Origin of the sequence: Streptomyces sp. NBC_00354 (assembly GCF_036106915.1) — a bacterium.
Classification (GTDB): domain Bacteria; phylum Actinomycetota; class Actinomycetes; order Streptomycetales; family Streptomycetaceae; genus Streptomyces.
Window position 1 is genome coordinate 3,056,876 of the sequence record NZ_CP107983.1, and the last position, 18,790, is coordinate 3,075,665.

19 protein-coding genes and 2 tRNA genes are annotated in these 18,790 nt (G+C 70.5%); 8 read left to right on the top strand and 13 right to left on the bottom strand.

Going from position 1 to position 18,790, the window contains the following annotated elements; all coding sequences use genetic code 11:
• Positions 1–33: 33 nt before the first annotated feature.
• The 4 genes from rsrA to OHT74_RS13425 all read right to left on the bottom strand — a co-directional run bounded on the left by rsrA (position 34) and on the right by OHT74_RS13425 (position 2,765).
• Positions 34–336 (bottom strand): mycothiol system anti-sigma-R factor, encoded by a 303-nt coding sequence (gene rsrA, locus OHT74_RS13410; protein WP_053784609.1) that lies wholly within the window; start codon positions 334–336, stop codon positions 34–36.
• Positions 333–977 carry a sigma-70 family RNA polymerase sigma factor gene (locus OHT74_RS13415; protein WP_008741505.1) on the bottom strand — a complete coding sequence of 215 codons (645 nt, stop codon included), beginning with the start codon at positions 975–977 and terminating at the stop codon, positions 333–335. The genes rsrA and OHT74_RS13415 overlap by 4 nt, the downstream gene beginning before the upstream one ends.
• A gap of 291 nt (positions 978–1,268) precedes the next feature.
• Complete coding sequence (locus OHT74_RS13420) at positions 1,269–1,931, bottom strand: alpha/beta hydrolase family protein (protein WP_328620353.1); 663 nt, start codon at positions 1,929–1,931, stop codon at positions 1,269–1,271.
• Positions 1,932–1,949: 18 nt separating this feature from the next.
• Positions 1,950–2,765 (bottom strand): SOS response-associated peptidase, encoded by an 816-nt coding sequence (locus OHT74_RS13425; RefSeq protein WP_328620354.1) that lies wholly within the window; start codon positions 2,763–2,765, stop codon positions 1,950–1,952.
• A 53-nt stretch (positions 2,766–2,818) separates the two neighbouring features.
• Between OHT74_RS13425 and OHT74_RS13430 the strand changes: the two genes are divergently transcribed.
• The 4 genes from OHT74_RS13430 to OHT74_RS13445 all read left to right on the top strand — a co-directional run bounded on the left by OHT74_RS13430 (position 2,819) and on the right by OHT74_RS13445 (position 6,379).
• On the top strand, positions 2,819–3,532 hold the full coding sequence (locus tag OHT74_RS13430) for a M50 family metallopeptidase (RefSeq protein WP_266663949.1): 714 nt from the start codon (positions 2,819–2,821) through the stop codon (positions 3,530–3,532).
• A gap of 75 nt (positions 3,533–3,607) precedes the next feature.
• A complete protein-coding gene (gene aroA / locus OHT74_RS13435) occupies positions 3,608–4,945 on the top strand; it encodes a 3-phosphoshikimate 1-carboxyvinyltransferase (protein WP_328620355.1) in 1,338 nt (445 codons plus the stop codon).
• An 8-nt stretch (positions 4,946–4,953) separates the two neighbouring features.
• Complete coding sequence (gene rsgA / locus OHT74_RS13440) at positions 4,954–5,964, top strand: ribosome small subunit-dependent GTPase A (RefSeq protein WP_266663953.1); 1,011 nt, start codon at positions 4,954–4,956, stop codon at positions 5,962–5,964.
• Positions 5,965–6,055: 91 nt separating this feature from the next.
• Entirely contained in the window at positions 6,056–6,379 is a 324-nt protein-coding gene (locus OHT74_RS13445; protein ID WP_030153546.1) for a DMT family transporter, read from the top strand.
• On the opposite strand, the gene OHT74_RS13450 is transcribed toward OHT74_RS13445, so the two are convergent.
• The gene (locus OHT74_RS13450) at positions 6,345–6,917 is read right to left on the bottom strand and encodes a TetR/AcrR family transcriptional regulator (protein ID WP_328620356.1); all 573 of its coding nucleotides are present in this window, start codon (positions 6,915–6,917) and stop codon (positions 6,345–6,347) included. The two genes, OHT74_RS13445 and OHT74_RS13450, sit on opposite strands and share 35 nt — an antisense overlap.
• 136 nt (positions 6,918–7,053) lie before the next feature.
• Between OHT74_RS13450 and hisN the strand changes: the two genes are divergently transcribed.
• A complete protein-coding gene (gene hisN, locus OHT74_RS13455; protein WP_328620357.1) occupies positions 7,054–7,860 on the top strand; it encodes a histidinol-phosphatase in 807 nt (268 codons plus the stop codon).
• Between the two features lie 191 nt (positions 7,861–8,051).
• A complete protein-coding gene (locus OHT74_RS13460) occupies positions 8,052–8,447 on the top strand; it encodes a CBS domain-containing protein (RefSeq protein WP_053784601.1) in 396 nt (131 codons plus the stop codon).
• 77 nt (positions 8,448–8,524) lie between these two features.
• Here OHT74_RS13460 and OHT74_RS13465 read toward each other — a convergent pair whose 3' ends face one another.
• Positions 8,525–9,994, bottom strand: a complete 1,470-nt coding sequence (locus tag OHT74_RS13465; protein WP_266663961.1) for a catalase — start codon at positions 9,992–9,994, stop codon at positions 8,525–8,527.
• Between the two features lie 131 nt (positions 9,995–10,125).
• On the opposite strand from OHT74_RS13465, the gene OHT74_RS13470 reads away from it, so the two are divergent.
• Positions 10,126–10,542, top strand: coding sequence for a Fur family transcriptional regulator (locus OHT74_RS13470; RefSeq protein WP_266663964.1), 417 nt, complete (start codon positions 10,126–10,128; stop codon positions 10,540–10,542).
• 108 nt (positions 10,543–10,650) lie between these two features.
• On the opposite strand, the gene OHT74_RS13475 is transcribed toward OHT74_RS13470, so the two are convergent.
• From OHT74_RS13475 to OHT74_RS13490, 4 genes are all read right to left on the bottom strand, one after another.
• Positions 10,651–10,724, bottom strand: a tRNA-Met gene (locus OHT74_RS13475).
• Positions 10,725–10,807: 83 nt separating this feature from the next.
• A complete protein-coding gene (locus OHT74_RS13480) occupies positions 10,808–12,655 on the bottom strand; it encodes a tetratricopeptide repeat protein (RefSeq protein ID WP_443047376.1) in 1,848 nt (615 codons plus the stop codon).
• A gap of 238 nt (positions 12,656–12,893) precedes the next feature.
• Positions 12,894–12,967 (bottom strand) — tRNA-Met (locus OHT74_RS13485).
• A gap of 44 nt (positions 12,968–13,011) precedes the next feature.
• Complete coding sequence (locus OHT74_RS13490) at positions 13,012–15,888, bottom strand: UPF0182 family membrane protein (protein WP_328623312.1); 2,877 nt, start codon at positions 15,886–15,888, stop codon at positions 13,012–13,014.
• A 142-nt stretch (positions 15,889–16,030) separates the two neighbouring features.
• Here OHT74_RS13490 and OHT74_RS13495 point away from each other — a divergent pair, with 142 nt between their 5' ends.
• A complete protein-coding gene (locus tag OHT74_RS13495; RefSeq protein ID WP_266663971.1) occupies positions 16,031–16,606 on the top strand; it encodes a PPA1309 family protein in 576 nt (191 codons plus the stop codon).
• Positions 16,607–16,639: 33 nt separating this feature from the next.
• Here OHT74_RS13495 and OHT74_RS13500 read toward each other — a convergent pair whose 3' ends face one another.
• From OHT74_RS13500 to OHT74_RS13510, 3 genes are all read right to left on the bottom strand, one after another.
• The gene (locus OHT74_RS13500) at positions 16,640–17,731 is read right to left on the bottom strand and encodes a YlbL family protein (RefSeq protein ID WP_266663973.1); all 1,092 of its coding nucleotides are present in this window, start codon (positions 17,729–17,731) and stop codon (positions 16,640–16,642) included.
• 108 nt (positions 17,732–17,839) lie between these two features.
• The gene (locus OHT74_RS13505) at positions 17,840–18,037 is read right to left on the bottom strand and encodes a hypothetical protein (protein WP_266663975.1); all 198 of its coding nucleotides are present in this window, start codon (positions 18,035–18,037) and stop codon (positions 17,840–17,842) included.
• A gap of 156 nt (positions 18,038–18,193) precedes the next feature.
• The gene (locus tag OHT74_RS13510) at positions 18,194–18,655 is read right to left on the bottom strand and encodes a molybdenum cofactor biosynthesis protein MoaE (RefSeq protein ID WP_266625697.1); all 462 of its coding nucleotides are present in this window, start codon (positions 18,653–18,655) and stop codon (positions 18,194–18,196) included.
• Between the last annotated feature and the right edge of the window lie 135 nt (positions 18,656–18,790).

The following is an 18,790-nucleotide window of genomic DNA, read 5'->3' on the forward strand; positions in this document are numbered from 1 at the left end:
GAACGAAGCGGGTTTCCAGGGGCAGTTGTTCGATCAGCCGGTGGCGGGATCCGCGGTCACGTCATGATCGGGGACGGCCTGGCCCGAACGGATCAGCTCGATCCGGCCCATGACCTTCGAGCGCAGATCGGTCGGCACGTCGTCCGAACCGCAGCAGCGCTTCACCAGCTTCTTCACGGCCTGCTCGAGGCCGTACTTCTCCAGACAGGGATTGCACTCGCCGAAGTGTGTCTCGAACTTCGTGCAATCGCTGTCCGGCATCTCGTGGTCCAGGAACTCGTACAGGTGGTCCAGGACCTCAGAGCACTCCGTCTCGTGCGGCTCTCCGCAGCTCATGAGCCCGAGCCTTTCAGGTCGTTCGACTCTCCCGCGCCGGCGGGGACCAGCCCGCGCTCACGGGCATAGTCCTCCAGCATTCCGCGGAGTTGACGGCGGCCACGGTGCAGTCGCGACATGACCGTACCGATGGGTGTACCCATGATGTCCGCGATCTCCTTGTACGCAAAGCCCTCTACGTCGGCAAGATAGACCGCGATGCGGAACTCCTCCGGAATGGCCTGAAGCGCTTCCTTCACATCCGAATCGGGCAGGTGGTCGAGCGCCTGCGATTCGGCGGAACGCAGTCCCGTCGACATGTGCGACTCGGCGCGCGCCAGCTGCCAGTCCTCGATCTCCTCCGCCGCGCTGCGCTGCGGTTCACGCTGCTTCTTGCGGTAGGAGTTGATGAACGTGTTGGTCAGAATGCGGTAGAGCCACGCCTTGAGATTGGTGCCCTCGCGGAACTGGTGGAAGGACGCATATGCCTTCGCGTACGTCTCCTGGACCAGGTCCTCGGCGTCGGCCGGATTGCGCGTCATGCGCAGTGCGGCCGAGTACATCTGGTCGAGGTAGCCGAGGGCGTCCCTCTCGAAGCGCGCATTGCGCTCCGGGGTTGTCTCCTCCGCGTGGCCTTCGTCGGTCCCAGCGACAGGACCCACCTCCTCCGACTGCGTGACGGCTCCGAAAGCGGACCCGCTCGAATCGGAGAATAGTCGACCATCCCGGCCTTCCGCCGCCTGAAGCAGGCTGCGCTTGGGCCCGGGCAGGACCGTCCAGTCCAGGCCTGCCGCCTGCGGACGGTGCTGGCTGATGACCTGGGTCATGCGCTCCCTCTCCTCCGACGATTTCCCGTGCGTTTCCGACATCCGGCACAACAGAAGGGCGGGGCCGCGCATTCCCGGGGTTTGCGGCCTCTGCCGGGCAGGCTCCGAAAGGTGATCGGGATCACGTCAGAGGGGAAGTCCGGCGAGCCATGCGGCGACGGCCCCGGTGATCGCCTCGAGGGTCTCCTCCTGGGTCGGACCGGCCTTCTTCGGCACCGCGAAGCCGTGATCGGCGTGCGGGACCTCCACCAGTTCGTACACCGCCTGCGCGGTCGGCGGCGGGAACTCCTCGGGCCGCCCGAAAGGGTCCCGGCCGCCCTGGACGACCAGGGTGGGCCGCCCGGCGCCGGTCAGCTCCCCGGCCCGGGACTTCTCGGGCCGGCCCGGCGGGTGCAGCGGGAACGCCAGCGCCAGCACCCCGGCCGCCCCCAGCTCGGCGGCGGTCCGGCAGGCCACCCGGGCCCCGGCGCTGCGCCCGCCCGCCACGACGGGCAGACCGGGCTCGGCCAGCGCCGGCCACAGGCCCCGCCAGCCCTCGTCGAGCACCTTGGGCGCGGCGGCCACCTTCTTCCCGGCGACCCGCCACGGCTGCTCGACCAGCGCCACCGTGACCCCCTGCGCGGGCAGGGCGGCGGCCAGCGCCTGGAGGTCACGGGCCTCGGTCCCGCCGCCGGCGCCGTGGCTGACGGCCAGTACGAGGCGGGCCGTGCGGGCGGGTGCGGGATGCCAGGTGATGCGGGCCTCGCCCGCCGGAGTGTCGACGCTCTCGGTACGCTTACGGGTGGTCATGGACCCATCCTGCACGGGTCAGAACAGCGTGCACTCCTCCGGCGCGGCCAGCTCGTCGAGCAGCTCCGGCCCGTTGTTGCGGACGTTGCTGACGGCCGTGGACACCGGGTACGCGCGCATCAGCCCGCCCGGCGGCGGTGTGAGCAGGGCCTGGAGTCCGTCGGTGTCGGTGCGGTCCGGGTCCAGCCAGGCGTCCCAGCGGTCCGGGGTCAGCATCAGCGGCATCCGGGGGTGGATCTCGGCGAGCGAGGCAGGGCCCTCGGCCGGGGCCACGGCCAGCGGCCCGGTCTCGGCCTCGGCGGTGATCACCGAGCAGGTCGCCCACCAGGCCTGCGGGTGGTCGCCGGGTAGGGTCGGGTCGCGCCAGAACTCGTATATCCCGGCCATGGCGAAGACCGAGCCGTCGGCGGGGAGCACGAAGTAGGGCTGCTTGCGGGCCCGCTTCTTCTTGCCCTCGACCTCGAGCTGCCGCTCGTCGTGGGCGGTGACCCACTCGTAGTAGCCGTCGGCGGGGACGATGCAGCGGCGCTGCGCGAAGGGCCGGCGGAAGGACGGCTTCTCGGCCAGCGTCTCGGACCGGGCGTTGATCATCCGGGCGGCGCCGTCGGGGTTCTTGGCCCAGGAGGGGACGAGCCCCCACTTCACGGTGCGCAGCTGACGAACCGGACGCGGATCCGGAGCGTCCTTCACAGGACGGTCGAGGACGACGTGGACCTCCTTCGTCGGCGCCACGTTCCAGTCGGGTGCCAGGGTCTCCTCCGGCTCCCACCGCTCGATGCCGAAGGCCTCCACCAGGTCCTCGGGCCTACGACTCGCTGCATACCTTCCGCACATGGCTGCCACACTGCCATCCCACCCGCCCACCACCGCAAGGAGTCCGCCACTCTATGGACAGCACCACGACCGCCGGCCTGTGGGACCGGCTGACCGGCATACAGACCCCGCCGGCCCTGTGGCTGGTGATCGTGACGGGCGTGGTCGCGCTGGCCGCCGTGGGACTGCGCCCGCTGTGGCGGCTGTCCCGCAACGCCGTGACCATCGCCCACGAGGGGGGCCATGGGCTGGTGGCCCGGCTGACCGGACGGAAGCTGGACGGGATCCGGCTGCACTCCGACACCAGCGGCGTCACCGTCAGCGTCGGCAAGGCGACCGGGCCCGGGATGATCCTGACCGCCGCCGCCGGGTACCCGGCGCCCGCGCTGCTCGGGCTCGGCGGGGCCGCGCTGCTGTCGGCGCACCGGATCACGCTGCTGCTGTGGGCGGCCACGGCGCTGCTGCTCGCGATGCTGGTGATGATCCGGAACGCGTACGGCGCCCTGATGGTGGTGCTGGTCGGCGCCGCGTTCGTCCTGGTCTCCTGGCTCGCCACGGCCGAGGTCCAGGCGGCCTTCGCGTACCTGGTGGTGTGGTTCCTGCTGATGGGCGCCGTACGGCCGGTCTTCGAGCTGGGGGCCCAGCGCCGGCACGGCGGGGCGCCGGATTCCGACGCGGACCAGCTGGGGCGGCTCACCCACGTCCACCCGGTGGCCTGGCTGCTCATGTTCCACGCCGTCGCGCTGTGCTCGCTCATCGGCGGCGGGCGCTGGCTTCTCAACCTCTGAGACGGACCCCGCCCGGCCCCGCTCCGGCGGCTCGATCAAGATCTGGGGCCGGGAGGAGCCACTAAAGTGGGGGCCATGACCGAGACTCCCGCGCTCCACGCCCTCTGGCCCGCTCCGCTCGCCGACGGCACCGTCCACGCCACCGTCACCGTGCCCGGGTCGAAGTCGGTCACCAACCGCGCCCTCGTCCTCGCCGCGCTCGCCGCAGAGCCGGGCTGGGTGCGCCGCCCGCTGCGCTCGCGCGACTCCCGGCTGATGGCGGACGCGCTGCGCGCGCTGGGCGTCGGCATCGAGGAGACCGCCTCCTCCAGCTCCGGCGACGGCTCCGGCGGCGAGGCCTGGCGGATCATCCCGGCCGCCCTGCACGGCCCGGCCACGGTCGACGTCGGCAACGCGGGCACGGTCATGCGTTTCCTGCCGCCCGTCGCCACCCTGGCCGCCGGCGACATCCGCTTCGACGGCGACCCGCGTTCCTACGAGCGCCCGCTCGGCCAGGTCATCAGCGCCCTGCGCACCCTCGGTGCCCGGATCGACGACGACGGCCGGGGCGCGCTCCCCCTGACGGTCCAGGGCGGCGGGGCCCTGGAGGGCGGCGTCGTCGAGATCGACGCCTCCAACTCCTCGCAGTTCGTCTCGGCGCTGCTGCTCTCCGGGCCGCGCTTCAACCAGGGCGTCGAGGTCCGGCACGTGGGCACCGCCCTGCCGTCGATGCCGCACATCCGGATGACGGTGGAGATGCTGCGCGCGGCGGGCGCCCAGGTCGACACCCCCGAGGCGGGCGGCGAGCCGAACGTGTGGCGGGTCTCGCCGAGCGCCCTGCTGGGCCGCGACATGGTCGTGGAGCCGGACCTGTCGAACGCGCAGCCGTTCCTGGCGGCGGCCCTGATCACCGGCGGGACGGTCACGATCCCGGACTGGCCGCGCCGCACCACCCAGCCGGGCGACGAGCTGCGCCGGATCTTCACCGAGATGGGCGGCTCCTGCGAGCTGACCGACGCGGGCCTGGTCTTCACCGGCAGCGGCAAGATCCACGGCATCGACGTGGACCTGAGCGAGGTCGGCGAACTGACCCCGGGCATCGCGGCCGTGGCGGCACTGGCCGACTCCCCGTCCACCCTGCGCGGGGTCGCGCACCTGCGGCTGCACGAGACGGACCGGCTGGCGGCGCTGACCGCGGAGATCAACGGGCTCGGCGGCGAGGTCACCGAGACCGCCGACGGCCTGCACATCCGCCCGCGCCCGCTGCACGGCGGCGTGTTCCACACGTACGACGACCACCGGATGGCCACCGCGGGCGCGGTGATCGGGCTGGCGGTGGGGGGCGTGGAGATCGAGAACGTGGCGACGACCGCGAAGACCCTGCCGGACTTCCCCAGGATGTGGGCCGACATGCTCTCGGGAGCGGGAGCGTAGGGCCCGTCATGCGCAGGTACGGCAAGCACACCGACGAGGACGACATCCGCCAGCGGCCCAACCCCAAGGGCAACCGGCCCCGGACCACCATCCGGCCCAAGCACGAGGACGCGGCCGAGGGGTTCGTCCTGACCGTAGACCGCGGCCGGCTGACCTGCCTGGTCGACGGCCGCACGATCCACGCGATGAAGGCCCGTGAGCTGGGCCGCAAGGCGGCGGTCGTCGGTGACCGGGTCTGGATCGTGGGCGACCTGACCGGCAAGAAGGACACCCTCGCGCGGATCGTGCGGATCGAGGAGCGCAAGTCCGTCCTGCGGCGCACCGCGGACGACGACGACCCGTACGAGCGGGTGGTCGTCGCCAACGCGGACCAGCTGGCGATCGTCACGGCGCTGGCCGACCCGGAGCCGCGGCCCCGGATGATCGACCGCTGTCTGGTGGCCGCGTACGACGCCGGGCTGGAGCCGCTGCTGGTGCTCACGAAGTCGGACCTGACCTCGCCGGACAAGATCCTGGAGATCTACTCCACGTTCGGCCTGAACTACGTGGTCACCAACCGCGAGGAGCTGGCGAGCGGCGACGCCGCCGACCGGGTGCGCGAGCGCCTGAACGGCCGGATCACCGCCTTCGTCGGCCACTCGGGCGTCGGCAAGACCACCCTGGTGAACTCGCTGGTCGCCGAGGGCCGCCAGCGCGCCACCGGGCACGTCAACGCGGTGACCGGCCGCGGCCGGCACACCACCACCTCGGCGCTCGCACTGCCGCTGCCGGGCGGCGACGGCTGGGTCATCGACACCCCGGGCGTGCGCTCGTTCGGCCTGCACCACGTGGACCCGTCCCGGGTGATCCTGGCCTTCCCGGAACTGGTTCCCGGTACGGAGGGCTGCCCGCGGGCCTGCAGCCACGACGAGCAGGACTGCGCGCTCGACAAGTGGGTGGAGGACGGCCACGCGGATCCGGCGCGTCTGTACTCGCTGCGTCGGCTGCTCCAGACCCGCGAGCGCCGCGAAGGAGACTGATCGTCCAGCGGGGTTTGCCGGGCACCACGTCTGGTAAATGCATAATCGCACCACGTGACATGACGTCACCTGACGCGGGGAGGCATGCGCCATGGCGTGGCTGCTGGTGGTCGTCGCCGGAATCCTGGAGACCGGTTTCGCGGTCTGCCTCAAGCTGTCCCACGGGTTCACCCGGCTGTGGCCGACCATCGCCTTCGCCGCGTTCGCGCTCGGCAGCTTCGGGCTGCTGACCCTGGCTCTGAAGAAACTGGACGTGGGCCCGGCCTATGCGGTGTGGACGGGCATCGGGGCCGCGGGGACGGCCATCTACGGCATGGTCTTCCTCGGCGATCTGGTCTCGACCCTCAAACTCGTCTCGATCTCGCTGGTCATCCTGGGCGTCATCGGCCTCCAGCTGTCCGGTTCGGCTCACTGAGCAGGCGCAGCAGCCGCATCAGCTCACCGAGCCCCGGCTCCTCGCCGGGGGCTATCACGTAGGACAGCGCGAGGCGCACGGCGAGCTCGCACCGCTGCGCCCCTTCCCCCTGGGTGAGCGCCACCGACGCCCGGTCGCGGACGGCCCGGGCCAGCTCCCCGGGCCCCGGGACCGGTACGCCCGGCCGCACTCCCTGCCCGGGCGGCATCGGTAAGTTCCCGTCCCAGCACCCCGTCAGCAGGGCCCGTACGAGGGGACGCGCGCGGGCCGCCCGTACGGTCCACTCCGCGACCGAGGCGAGGCGCTCGGCGGCCCCGGCCGGGGAGCGCAGGACCCGGTCCACCCCTTCGAGGTACCAGTCCGCCTCGCGGCGCACCAGGGCCCGGCCCAGGCCCGCCTTGCCGCCGAACTCGTTGTAGAGGGTCTGCCGGGACACCCCGGCGGTGGCCGCCACGTCGACCATCCGCACGGACGGCCAGGGGCGCGCCAACAGCGCCGCTCCCGCCGCTTCCAGCAAGGACTCCCGGGCTGCCGGCATCCGCGCCTCCCCGCTCGACTTCCCCGCTCGGCTTTCCCGCCAGAGTTGACGGACCGACAGATCCTGTCAAGGGCGCCTGCCGGTCGCTCCGTGGACGCCGTTCGCCGGGTCGGGGGAGTCCCGATACTGTTCGGCCATGCCCGAGTATGACGATGACCTCCGCCTTGCCCTTGAGCTCGCCGATGCGGCGGACGCCGCCACGATGCAGCGTTTCCGCGCGCTCGACCTGAAGGTCGAGACGAAGCCGGACATGACCCCGGTGAGCGAGGCGGACAAGGCCGCCGAGGAGATCGTCCGGGCCGGGATCGAGGCCGCGCGGCCCGCCGACGCCATCCTGGGCGAGGAGTACGGCCTCAAGGGCAGCGGTCCGCGCCGCTGGGTCGTGGACCCGATCGACGGTACGAAGAACTACGTGCGCGGCGTCCCGGTCTGGGCCACGCTGATCTCGCTGATGGCGGAGGATGCCGACGGGGTCTTCCGGCCGGTGGTCGGCGTGGTCTCGGCGCCGGCGCTGGGCCGCCGCTGGTGGGCGGCGCAGGGCGGGGGCGCGTACGCCGGCGGTGCGCTGGGCGGTACACCCGTACCGCTCGGGGTCTCGAAGGTGGGCACCCTGGGCGACGCCTCCTTCGCGTACTCCTCGCTGGGCGGCTGGGAGGAGCAGGGCCGGCTCGCCGGGTTCCTGGACCTGACCCGGCAGTGCTGGCGGACCCGCGGCTACGGCGACTTCTGGCCGTACATGATGGTCGCGGAGGGCTCGCTGGACCTGTGCGCCGAGCCGGAGCTGAACCTGTGGGACATGGCGGCCATCGCGGTCGTGGTCCAGGAGGCGGGCGGCCGGTTCACCGACCTGGACGGCGCGGAGGGCGTGCACGGCGGGAACGCGGCGGCCTCGAACGGGCTGTTGCACGAGGAGATGCTGGGATATCTGCGCCCGCGCGCCTGAGCCGTCCGGGCCCTGCACCCGGACAACCGGGTGCGCCCTCTTGATGACCCTCCGTGTCCATGGGAATCTGAGACTCCATCCGCTTGTGCGCTTGTGAAGGCCTTCTCTAAGTTCCGTGCCCGTTCGGTGCGGACCTTCACCGGGTGCACCCACCCAAGCGGAGGGACTCTCCCCAGGAGGTGGCTCTCTTCATGCTCGTCCGTGACGCCATGAGCACCGTGATCCTCACCCTCGGACCCGCCCACACCCTCCGGCAGGCGGCCTGCCTGATGTCCGGCCGACGGGTCGGCGCAGCCGTCGTCCTCGATCCCGACCACAGCGGAATCGGCATCCTGACCGAACGCGACATCCTCAACTCCATCGGCGCGGGACACGATCCCGACCGGGAGTCCGTGGGCGCGCACACCACCAACAACGTGGTGTTCTGCACCCCGCAGGCCACCGTCCAGGAGGCCGCCGAGGCGATGGTCCACGGCGGCTTCCGCCATCTGATCGTGCTGGAGCACGGCGGGCCCGTCGGCATCGTGTCCGTGCGCGACGTCATCCGCTGCTGGGTACCGGCGCGGCGCAGCACCGTACCGGCGTAGCACCCGTACGCACCGGCGCAAGCCGGAGGGCCGGACCCCGTCGGGGTCCGGCCCTTCAGCTCTCGGCGAGCGGGGAATCAGCCGCGGAGGGCCTGGACCGCAGCCTCCAGCCGCTTGCCGAAGTCACCGTCCGCCTGGCGGAAGTTGTTGATCGCGCGCTCGGCGAGATCGTCACGGGAGACCTTGGCGATGAAGCCGGACAGGTTCTCGATCAGACGGGACTTCTCGTCCTCGGACATCAGGCGGTAGAGGTTGCCCGCCTGGACGAAGTCGCTGTCCTCGGAGTGCACCGGGGCGGCATGGTTGCCCGTACCGCCGGTGACCGCGGCGGACTGCCACAGCGGACGGTCCGTCTGGAAGGGGCCGCCGAAGCTGTTCGGCTCGTAGTTCTTCGCGCCCTTGTGGCGGCCGTCGTACAGGAAGCCGTCACGGGAGTTGGTGCGCGCCTCGGTGGCGTGCGGGCGGTTCACCGGCAGGTGGTCGGCGTTGATGCCGACGCGGTAGCGGTGGGCGTCGCCGTACGCGAAGAGGCGGCCCTGAAGCATCTTGTCCGGGGACGGGCCTATGCCGGGGACGAAGTGCGCCGGACTGAATATGCTCTGCTCGACCTCGGCGAAGACGTTCTCCGGGTTGCGGTTGAGCTCCAGCTTGCCGATCTCGACCGGCGGGTAGTCCTCGTGCGGCCACACCTTGGTGAGGTCGAACGGGTTGAAGCGGTACTCGGCCGCGTCCGCCGCCGGCATGATCTGGACCTGCACGGTCCAGGTCGGGAACTCGCCGCGCTCGATGGACTCGCGCAGGTCGCGCTGGTGCGAGTCGGGGTCCTCACCGGCGAGCCGGTTGGCCTCGGCCTGGGTGAGGTTCTTGATGCCCTGGTCGGTCTTGAAGTGGTACTTGACCCAGAAGACCTCGCCGGCCTCGTTGTTCCACTGGAACGTGTGCGAGCCGTAGCCGTTCATGTGGCGGTAGGACGCCGGGATGCCGCGGTCGCCGAACAGCCAGGTCACCTGGTGGGTGGACTCGGGCGACAGACCCCAGAAGTCCCAGACGTTGTCCGCCTCCTGCGAGCCGGTGTACGGGTCGCGCTTCTGGGTGTGGATGAAGTCGGGGAACTTGATGGCGTCCTTGATGAAGAACACCGGGGTGTTGTTGCCGACGAGGTCGTAGTTGCCCTCTTCGGTGTAGAACTTCAGCGCCCAGCCGCGGGGGTCGCGCACCGCGTCGGCCGCACCGAGGTTGCCCGCGACGGTGGAGAAGCGCAGGAAGGTCTCGGTCTGCTTGCCGACCTCGGACAGGAACTTCGCCCGGGTCCACTGCGAGACGTCACGGGTGAGGGTGAAGGTGCCGTACGCACCGGCGCCGCGGGCGTGCACCACGCGCTCCGGGATGCGCTCGCGGTTGAAGTGCGCCAGCTTCTCGAGGAGCAGCTGGTCCTGGACCAGAACGGGACCTCCGACGCCGGCCGTCTCGCTGTTCTGGTTGTCGGCGACCGGAGCCCCGGCCTCCGTGGTGAGCGGTCCCTGCGTCACGTGCGCCTCCTGCGTCATTCCTTGCGTGTCCTGTCCTTGGCCTTTGCCGTACTCGATCCTATGATGGACTTTGTCTAAGTCAAGTAAGGATCTAATTCCGCACAGGTTCGGGAGTTACACCGAATCCCCTCGCTGTTAGGCTGGTGTCCATGAGTGACCTGCTGGAACGACTTCGCGGACGCGGATGGCGCATGACCGCACAGCGGCGTGTCGTGGCCGAGGTGCTCGACGGTGACCACGTTCACCTGACGGCCGACGAGGTGCACGCCCGGGCGGTGGACAAGCTGCCGGAGATCTCGCGCGCCACCGTCTACAACACGCTGGGCGAGCTCGTGTCCCTCGGCGAGGTCCTGGAGGTCTCCACGGACCGCCGTGCCAAGCGGTACGACCCGAACGCCCACAAGCCCCACCAGCACCTGGTCTGCGCCCAGTGCGGCGCGATCCGCGACGTGCACCCGTCGGGCAACCCGCTGGCCGACCTCCCGGACGCGGAGCGCTTCGGCTTCGTGGTGTCCGCGGTCGAGGTGACGTACCGGGGCCTGTGCCCGTCCTGCGCGGGGGCGTGACGAACGACGAACGAAGACGGGCCCGGGAGCGATGCTCCCGGGCCCGTCTTTTTTGTCGTGAAACGACTGAAGGCCCGGATCCAGGGGATCCGGGCCTTCAGTCTTCAGTAGCGGGGACAGGATTTGAACCTGCGACCTCTGGGTTATGAGCCCAGCGAGCTACCGAGCTGCTCCACCCCGCGTCGGTAAACACGACTTTACGCGACGCCTCCCGACAGATGCAAATCGCTTAACGATGGGGCCCCGATCCGGCCCCGGCCACGGGTCAGGCGGAGAGCTCCTCGGCGAGGGCTTCGCGGAGCCGAGCGGCCCGCTCGGAGACCTCCGCCGGCCCCAGCTCCATGGCCCGGACGCACCACTTCTGCCCCTCCGCCAGATCCCCGTGCCGCGCAGCGAGGAGCCCCAGCCGCAGCGCCGCCCGGCCGTGGCCGGCCACCGCGGCCCGGGTCCACCACAACGCGGCCTCCGGCTCGTTCCCCTCGCGGGCGAGCAGCAGCCCGAGGTTGAACGCCCCGTTCCGGGAGCCGGCCTCGGCCGCCTCCCGGTACCACCGCGCCGCGACCGCCAGATCGCCCCGCGCAGCGGCCAGCATCCCGACCCGGACCTGCGCACGCCGGTGCCCCAGCTCCGCTGCCCGCTCGTACCACTCCTCGCTCTCGGTGCGCGGGGCCCCGCCGACCGGCTCGCCCAGCGCCACCGGCTCCGGCGGCGGAGCCAGCGATTCCAGCAGCGCGGCCAGCCGGAACGCCGCCTCCGCGCTGCCGCCGCCCGCGGCGCAGCGCAGGTGCCGCTCGGCCGCCCGGTCCTCCCCGTCGCGGACCAGCGCGATGCCGACCTGCAGCGCCGCGTCGGTGTGGCCCGCCGATGCGGCCCGCTCGTACCACTTCAGCGCCGTCCGGTCCTCGTCCCGGCTCGCGAACAGGATCCCGAGGTTGAACGCGGCGTCGACGCTGCCCGCCTCGGCCGCCTTCGAGAACCACGGTTCGGCCCCCGCCGCGTCACCGACCTGCAACAGCATGATCGCGAGGGCGTTGGCCGCCTCGCGGTGGCCCGCGTAGGCCGCCCGCCGGTACCACTGCTCGGCCTGCGCGGTCCGCTCCTGTGCGGCGCACAGCAAAGCAAGGTTGTACGCCCCGTTCTGGTCGCCTGCGTCCATGGCGGTGCGGTACCACTTCTCCGCGGTCTGGGTCTCCCCCCGCGCGGCGTGCAGCGCGCCCAGCGCATTGGCGGCGTTCCCGTCGCCGTCCTGGGCGGCCCGGTTCCACCACGCGACGGCGCTCTCCTCGTCGCCGGCGTCGCGCAGCAGGAAGCCGAGCGCGCACGCCGCCCGCGCCTCGCCCTGCTTGGCGGAGGTCAGGTACCAGCGCCCGGCCTCCTTGAGCTCCCCGCGCGCCTCCAGCAGGGCGCCCAGGTGCAGTGCGGCCCGCCGGTGCCCGCGCGCGGCGGCCTGCCGGTACCACTGCTCGGCCTCGGCGGGGTCGCCCTTGCGCAGGTGCCGGGCCAGCCGGTACGCGGCCTCGCGGTGCCCCTGCTCGGCAGCCTGGCGCAGCCAGCGCTCGACGCCCTTGTCGCCGCGGTGCTCCAGCAGGTCGGCGAGCCCGTACGCGCCCAGGGCATGGCCGGATTCGGCCGCCTGGCGCAGCCAGTACTCGGCGGCGGGCTCGTCCCCGCGCTCGCGGAAGTGGCGGCCCAGTGCATGTGCGGCCGGGGCGGATCCGGCGACGGCGGCGACCCGCCACCAGCCGGCGGCCTCCTCGGGGTAGCCGCGCTGGAGCAGGAGCACGCCGAGGTTGTTCGCGGCGGCACGGTCCCCCTCCGCGGTGGCGCCGCGCAGGTACGGCTCGGCGCCGGCCAGGTCGCCGCGGCGCAGCAGCAGCGCCCCGAGCACGCTCATCGCGCCCGGGTCCCCCCGGTCGGCCGCGACCCGGTGCCGTGCTTCCAGCTCGGTGTCGCTCGCCGGGTCGGTCTCGGCGAACATTTCCTCCGCGAAATCCGCATCGGTCAGTGCGGTCTGCGCGTTAACGACCGGAGCCTCCTCGTTGGCCTCTGCGCCCGATTCGACTTCCGCCCTCACAAACCGCCCTGTCTCCAGCAGAGTTGACCTGTCCCCCATAAATCCCATCGTCGCATCACCTGCTACCCGCGTACACCTGGTATGTCGCAGCCTGTGAGGTCACTACAGCGTTTTGTCGACATGCCCACAGAGAGATAAGTCAAACACGCTCCCACCCCAACTCACCCGTCTCAGTTACCTCATGACCCCCGCGTGTCCCCCTGGACATGACGAATGACCTGATGAACCAGGACATGACGAAGGCCCGGATCCCATGGATCCGGGCCTTCATCTTCAGTAGCGGGGACAGGATTTGAACCTGCGACCTCTGGGTTATGAGCCCAGCGAGCTACCGAGCTGCTCCACCCCGCGTCGGTGAAACCACAGTATCACGACGCGGGACTGAGCCATTACCGTCAGCCGCCCGGCTTCGGGGCCGTCAGCTTCGCCTCCGCGTCGATCGCCCGCTGCAGCGCCGCCTTGATGTCGTCCTGGGCCTTGCCGAAGGCCGCCCAATCGCCTGCCTGACGGGCCTTCTCGGCTGCCTCGATCGCCTTCTTGGCATCGTCGAGGGCCGTCTTGACCGTCGGGTCCGTGGCGGTCGGCGGTGTGGTGGTGCCCTCGCCGGGCGGGGTCACCGGAGTCGTGGGCACCGTCGGCGCCTCGGCTCCGAAGACCACGTTCAGCGCCTTCTCCAGGGAGTCCTCGAACGCGGTCTGGCCGCCGTACGTCACCAGCACCTTGCGCAGCAGCGGGTACTTCAGCCCCGAACTGCGCACGTACACCGGCTCCACGTACAGCATCCCGCCGTCCAGCGGCACCGCGAGCAGGTTGCCGTACTCCACCTCGGAGTCGCCGCCGCGCAGCAGCCGGATCGACTCGGCGATCTTCGGCTCGGACTGGAACTTGCTCTGCACCTGCTTGGGGCCGTCGACCGGCTTGCTGGTCGGCAGCTTCAGGATTCTGATCTTGCCGTAGTCCGGGGTGCCCGGATCGGCGTTGACCGCCATGAAGGCGCTCAGGTTGTCCCGCTCGTTCGGCGTGAACGTCGTCGTGAGGGAGAAGACCTGGTCCTTCTCCTTCTGGTCCGGCATCTTCATCGACAGGTAGTACGGCGGGACCGCCGTGCCGGCCTTGGTCGTCGGGTCGTCCGGGACGGCCCAGGCCTCACTGCCGCTGAGGAAGGTCTGCGGGTCCGTGACGTGGTACCGGGTGAGCAGCTCGCGCTGGACCTTGAAGAGGTCCTGCGGGTAGCGCAGGTGGTCCATGAGCGGCTTGGAGATGTCGCTCTTGGGCTTGACCGTCCCCGGGAACGCCTTCATCCAGGTCTTCAGGACCGGGTCCTCGGTGTCCCACTGGTACAGGCTGACCGTGCCGTCGTACGCGTCGACGGTGGCCTTGACCGAGTTGCGGATGTAGTTGACCTGGTTCTCCTGCGCCACCACCGCGCGCTGGCTGTTGGTGAGCGAGTCCGCGGTGCTCTGGCCCAGCGTGGTGCGCGAGGCGTACGGGTAGCCGTTCGTCGTCGTGTACGCGTCGACGATCCACTTGATCCGGCCGTCGATGACCGCCGGGTACGGGGCGCCGTCGATGGTCAGCCACGGGGCGACGGCCTCGACGCGCTCCTTGGGCGTGCGGTGGTAGAGGATCCGCGAGCCGTCGCCGATGGCGCCGGAGTACAGGATCTGCGGCTCACTGAACGCGAGCGCGTACGCCGCCCGGTTGACCGGGTTGTCGAGGTTGACGCCGGAGTCGCCCTTGTAGCTCGTCTCCTTCTCGCCCTTGTCGTCCGAGTAGTCGAGCTCCTTCTGCGGTCCGCCGACGATCGAGTACTGCTTCGTCTGCTCGCCGTAGTAGACGCGCTGCTCGAAGTCCGTGCCGAACATCCCCTTGGAGGGCAGGTCGGACTGCGTGAAGTCGGGGGCGCCGTCCTTCACGGTGGTGCCCTTGGCCGCGACCACGCCGTAGCCGTGCGTGTACTTGAAGTGGTCGTTGATCCAGTTGTTCTTCGGGATGCCGCCGATGTTCAGCTCGCGCAGCCCGATGACCGTGTCCTGGCCGCTGTACCGGTCCACGGCGAGCGTGGACGGGAAGGCGTAGTAGCCCTTGACCTGCTGGAGCTGTTGGAAAGCCGGGGAGACGATGTTCGGGTCGAGGAGCCGGACGCTGGCCGTGGTGTTGGCCGCCTGCCGCAGCTTGGTCTTGTCCTCGGTCTGCGGGACGCCCGGGTAGTCCTTCACGTCGGACTGGTCGATCCCGTACGCGTCACGCGTCGCCTTGATGTTCTTCTCGACGTACGGCGATTCCTTGGCCTGCTCGTTCGGCTGGACCTGGAACTTCTGCACGATCGCCGGGTAGAGCCCGCCGATCAGGATCGCCGAGAGCACCATCAGGCCGAAGCCGATGACGGGCAGCTGCCAGGTGCGGCGCCACAGCGTCGCGAAGAAGAGCACGGCGCAGATGGCGGCGATGGCGACGAGGATCGTCTTCGCCGGCAGGTAGGCGTTCGCGTCGACGTAGCGCAGGCCGGTCCAGTTGTCCGCGGCCTTGAAGTCGCTGGACTTCACGGCGAGGCCGTACCGGTCGAGCCAGTACGCGACCGCCTTGAGCGTCACGAAGAGGCCGAGCAGCACCGACAGGTGCCCGGTCGCCGCGGCGGTGGCGCGGGCGCCCGGGCTGGTCACGCGCAGCCCGCCGTACAGGTAGTGGACGACGACCGCGGCGATCACCGACAGCACGACCGCGGCGAAGCCGAAGCCGAGCAGGAAGCGGTACCAGGGCAGGTCGAAGGTGTAGAACGACACGTCCAGGTGGAACTGGGGGTCCTTCTGCCCGAAGGGCACTCCGTTCACGTACATCAGCCAGGTCTTCCACTGGCCCGCCGCCGAGGCGCCCGCGATCATGCCGACGAGCGCCGCGATCCCGAGGAGCAGCCACCTCTTGTACGGGGCGACGCTCATCCGGTAGCGGTCGAGGCTCTGCTGTTCCATCGACATCGCGGACAGCGGCGGCCGCAGCCGGTACGCCAGCCAGATGTTCAGCCCGACGGCACCCGCCATCAGCAGGCCGAAGACGGCGAAGAGGCCGATCTTGGTCCACAGGGTGGTGGTGAAGACGGTGGAGTACTTCACGGAGCGGAACCAGAGCCAGTCCGTCCAGAAGCCCGCGAACATGATGAACGCCATGCCGAGGACGGCCAGTACGCCCAAGGTCATCAGAAGAGTTCGGGCACGCCGGGAGGGGCGGCCGACTCTCATCCGTGGCCCGGAGGGGCCTCCGCCGCGGTCCGGCATCTGGAAAGCCAAGGTGCGCACCTCGAAAGTCGCTGAGTCTCGTTACTGACATTTCTCAAGCTGGGCCCCCGATGGTAGGGCCCACTCATTCAACTTACTGAGGCTTTAGTCAGTTCCCGTTATCGGGTGGAGAGGAGGCAGGATGTTGTCCATGTCCAACCTTTCGCCTTCCCCGGGCGGCACTCCGATGGCCGCCACCCCCCTGACGCGTGCCGTCCTCGAGATCGACGAGTACGCCTCCACCCTCGGCTGGGACAAGCCCGCCCGGCTCTTCGCGCTCGTCGACACCGCCAAGCTCCGCACGTCGGAGCCCCGGCTCGCGAGCCAGCTCGGCCTCGACCAGGACGACGCGGGCAAGAGCCAGCTGACCCCGATCGAGCAGGACGAGGTGCCGAAGGGCACGCCGCTGGACAAGTTCCTGGGAACCATCGCCTGGCCCCCGTCGATCGTCGGCTGCGCGCTGACGGTGGAGCGGCTGATGCTGCCGCCGTCCGCGGAGGCCTCCGTACCGGAGGGACTGGGCGACAAGCAGCTGGCCAAGTGGGTCGCCGCACACCCGGACCGGCAGGAGGTGCGGCTCACCGTGGGCGTGCTGCGCGACGGGTCGCGGGAGTCGGCCGTACGCCTGCGCGAGAAGGACTCGTCGACCGAGGTGCTGACCGGGGCGAGCCTGGTCCCGGGCCTGGCCGACGCGCTGGCCGCGACGTTCCTGGACTGAGCGGGTCCGGCCGACCCGTTCCCGGCGGACCGGTCAGGGCTTGCCGCACTGCGGCAGCCCGGCCGTGTCCCCCTTGCTGATCTTCTCCAGTGCCTTCGCGGCGTCGCCGATGGTGGAGACCTTCACGAGGGTCAGGCCGTCGGGGATGTGCTGGGCGGCGGAGGAGCAGTTCTCGGCGGGCGTCAGGAAGTACTCGGCGCCGGCCTGGCGGGCGCCGATCGTCTTCATCTGGATGCCGCCGATGGGGCCGACCTTGCCCGCGTCGTCGATGGTGCCGGTGCCCGCGACGAACTTGCCGCCGGTGAGATCGCCCGGGGTGAGCTTGTCGACGATGCCGAGGGCGAACATCAGGCCCGCGCTCGGGCCGCCGACGTCGGCGAGCTTGATGTCGATCGCGAACGGGAAGGTGTGGTCGGTGCCCGCCCGGATGCCGACGATGGCGTGCCCGTCGCCCTCCGCCTTGGCGGTGGTGATCACGACCTTGGTCGACCCGGTGGGCTCGCGGTGCGCCTTCTCGGCCTCGGCCGCCTCGGCCATGGGCACGATGGTGAACTCGACCGGCTCGGCGGCCTTGTGCTTGGTGACGAGCTTGGCCACGTCCTCGGGGGCGCCCACCGGGCTGCCGTCGACGGCCCGGATCACGTCACCAGCGTGCAGCTTGCCCTCGGCGGGGCTGCCCTTGACGACGGTGGAGACCACGACGCGGGTGCTGACCCCCGGCGTGCCCAGCTGCTTGAGGGCCGCCACCTTGGCGCTCTCCTGAGACTGGCTGAACTCCTCCGCGTTCTCCTGGGTGGACTGCTCCTCCGTCTTCCCGTCCGGGTAGAGGTTCTCGTGCGGGACGACGATGTTGTCGTCGGACAGCCAGCCGTAGACCGCTTCGAGCAGGTTCATGTCGTAGTCGGCACCCGTGACGCGGACCGTCGTCATGTTGAGGTGCCCGCCGGCCGGGTACGTCTTGTGGTCCGCGATGCTGATGACGGGCTCGCCGCGCGAGTCCCCGAGCGTGTTCACCGTCGGGCCCGGGCTCATTTCCGAGTACGGGACCTTGATGAACACTCCTGCGCAGAGCAGCGCGAACAGCATGAGGGTGGAAGCGAGCATCGTCGCAGTGCGGCGTGGCATGGATCGACAGTACGTGACGGCCCTGACGGGCGGCCGCCGGGGCCGGTCCGTACGGGGGCCGTACGCGGAACTCTCAGCGGATTCTCAGGGGGCCTCGCCCGGGACGCGTCATACCGCGTCGGAACCGGAATGGGCCGCTGCCTTCGCCCTGGCCTGATCGGCCTTGTCCATCGCTTCACGGAACCTCGCGTAGCCCGCGAGTTCGGATATGTCACCTTGAGTGCGGTCGCGCGCCGCCCAGCTGCCCCATATCGCCGCTCCGATCGCGGCGAACAGCGGAATCAGCAACCACGCCAATGACGCCATGGACGTGCCTCCCTGCCCCGAAAGTACGTGTCGTTGGTGGCTTCAACGCTCGTGCCCGGGAGGGGGTTACGCAAATCGAGGGCGTGTTGCGCGGCCGAACGGGTGGGACAGTACCGGTTCGCGAAAACCTCCCCGCGGCCGGGTCCCCCGACCTGATCAGCAGGCGCCGACCCACTCCTCCGTGCCGTCGGAGAAGGTCTGGTGCTTCCAGATCGGGACCTCGTGCTTCAGGTCGTCGATCAGCATCCGGCAGGCCTCGAAGGCCTCGCCGCGGTGCGGGCAGGACACGGCCACGATCACCGCGAGATCACCGACGGACAGGTCGCCGACCCGGTGGACGGCGGCCAGGGCGCGGACCGGGTACTTGGCCACCACGCGCTCGGCGACGCGGCGCATCTCGGCCTCGGCCGTCGGGTGGCAGGAGTAGCCGAGCGCGTCGACGTCCGCCCCGCTGTCGTGGTTGCGCACCGTGCCGACGAAGAGCGTCGTGCCGCCCGTCGCGTCGTCGCCGACGGCCGTGAAGACCTCGTCGATCGAGAGCGGGGTCTCACGGATCTCGAGCAGCCGGATCGGGTCCGAAGCGGCCTGCTCGCCTGGGTGGTCGAAGTGCGGTGCCATGCAGCCATCGTGCACCACCGCTCTCACATCCCGGAATAGCCAATTCGACCGGCTGTACGACCTGCAGATATGGAGCCTCCTACAGAACCCCCGCTCGCTCCGCACACCGCAGCAGACCGAGGCACCCACCGCCCG

What these genes read in the sequence shown, in the direction of transcription:
- rsrA (WP_053784609.1), bottom strand. Translation starts at nt 336, where the DNA reads ATGAGCTGCGGAGAGCCGCACGAGACGGAGTGCTCTGAGGTCCTGGAC.
- OHT74_RS13420 (WP_328620353.1), bottom strand. Translation starts at nt 1,931, where the DNA reads ATGACCACCCGTAAGCGTACCGAGAGCGTCGACACTCCGGCGGGCGAG.
- OHT74_RS13425 (WP_328620354.1), bottom strand. Translation starts at nt 2,765, where the DNA reads ATGTGCGGAAGGTATGCAGCGAGTCGTAGGCCCGAGGACCTGGTGGAG.
- OHT74_RS13430 (WP_266663949.1), top strand. Translation starts at nt 2,819, where the DNA reads ATGGACAGCACCACGACCGCCGGCCTGTGGGACCGGCTGACCGGCATA.
- aroA (WP_328620355.1), top strand. Translation starts at nt 3,608, where the DNA reads ATGACCGAGACTCCCGCGCTCCACGCCCTCTGGCCCGCTCCGCTCGCC.
- rsgA (WP_266663953.1), top strand. Translation starts at nt 4,954, where the DNA reads ATGCGCAGGTACGGCAAGCACACCGACGAGGACGACATCCGCCAGCGG.
- OHT74_RS13445 (WP_030153546.1), top strand. Translation starts at nt 6,056, where the DNA reads ATGGCGTGGCTGCTGGTGGTCGTCGCCGGAATCCTGGAGACCGGTTTC.
- OHT74_RS13450 (WP_328620356.1), bottom strand. Translation starts at nt 6,917, where the DNA reads ATGCCGGCAGCCCGGGAGTCCTTGCTGGAAGCGGCGGGAGCGGCGCTG.
- hisN (WP_328620357.1), top strand. Translation starts at nt 7,054, where the DNA reads ATGCCCGAGTATGACGATGACCTCCGCCTTGCCCTTGAGCTCGCCGAT.
- OHT74_RS13460 (WP_053784601.1), top strand. Translation starts at nt 8,052, where the DNA reads ATGCTCGTCCGTGACGCCATGAGCACCGTGATCCTCACCCTCGGACCC.
- OHT74_RS13465 (WP_266663961.1), bottom strand. Translation starts at nt 9,994, where the DNA reads ATGACGCAGGAGGCGCACGTGACGCAGGGACCGCTCACCACGGAGGCC.
- OHT74_RS13470 (WP_266663964.1), top strand. Translation starts at nt 10,126, where the DNA reads ATGAGTGACCTGCTGGAACGACTTCGCGGACGCGGATGGCGCATGACC.
- OHT74_RS13480 (WP_443047376.1), bottom strand. Translation starts at nt 12,655, where the DNA reads ATGGGGGACAGGTCAACTCTGCTGGAGACAGGGCGGTTTGTGAGGGCG.
- OHT74_RS13490 (WP_328623312.1), bottom strand. Translation starts at nt 15,888, where the DNA reads ATGCCGGACCGCGGCGGAGGCCCCTCCGGGCCACGGATGAGAGTCGGC.
- OHT74_RS13495 (WP_266663971.1), top strand. Translation starts at nt 16,031, where the DNA reads ATGTTGTCCATGTCCAACCTTTCGCCTTCCCCGGGCGGCACTCCGATG.
- OHT74_RS13500 (WP_266663973.1), bottom strand. Translation starts at nt 17,731, where the DNA reads ATGCCACGCCGCACTGCGACGATGCTCGCTTCCACCCTCATGCTGTTC.
- OHT74_RS13505 (WP_266663975.1), bottom strand. Translation starts at nt 18,037, where the DNA reads ATGGCGTCATTGGCGTGGTTGCTGATTCCGCTGTTCGCCGCGATCGGA.
- OHT74_RS13510 (WP_266625697.1), bottom strand. Translation starts at nt 18,655, where the DNA reads ATGGCACCGCACTTCGACCACCCAGGCGAGCAGGCCGCTTCGGACCCG.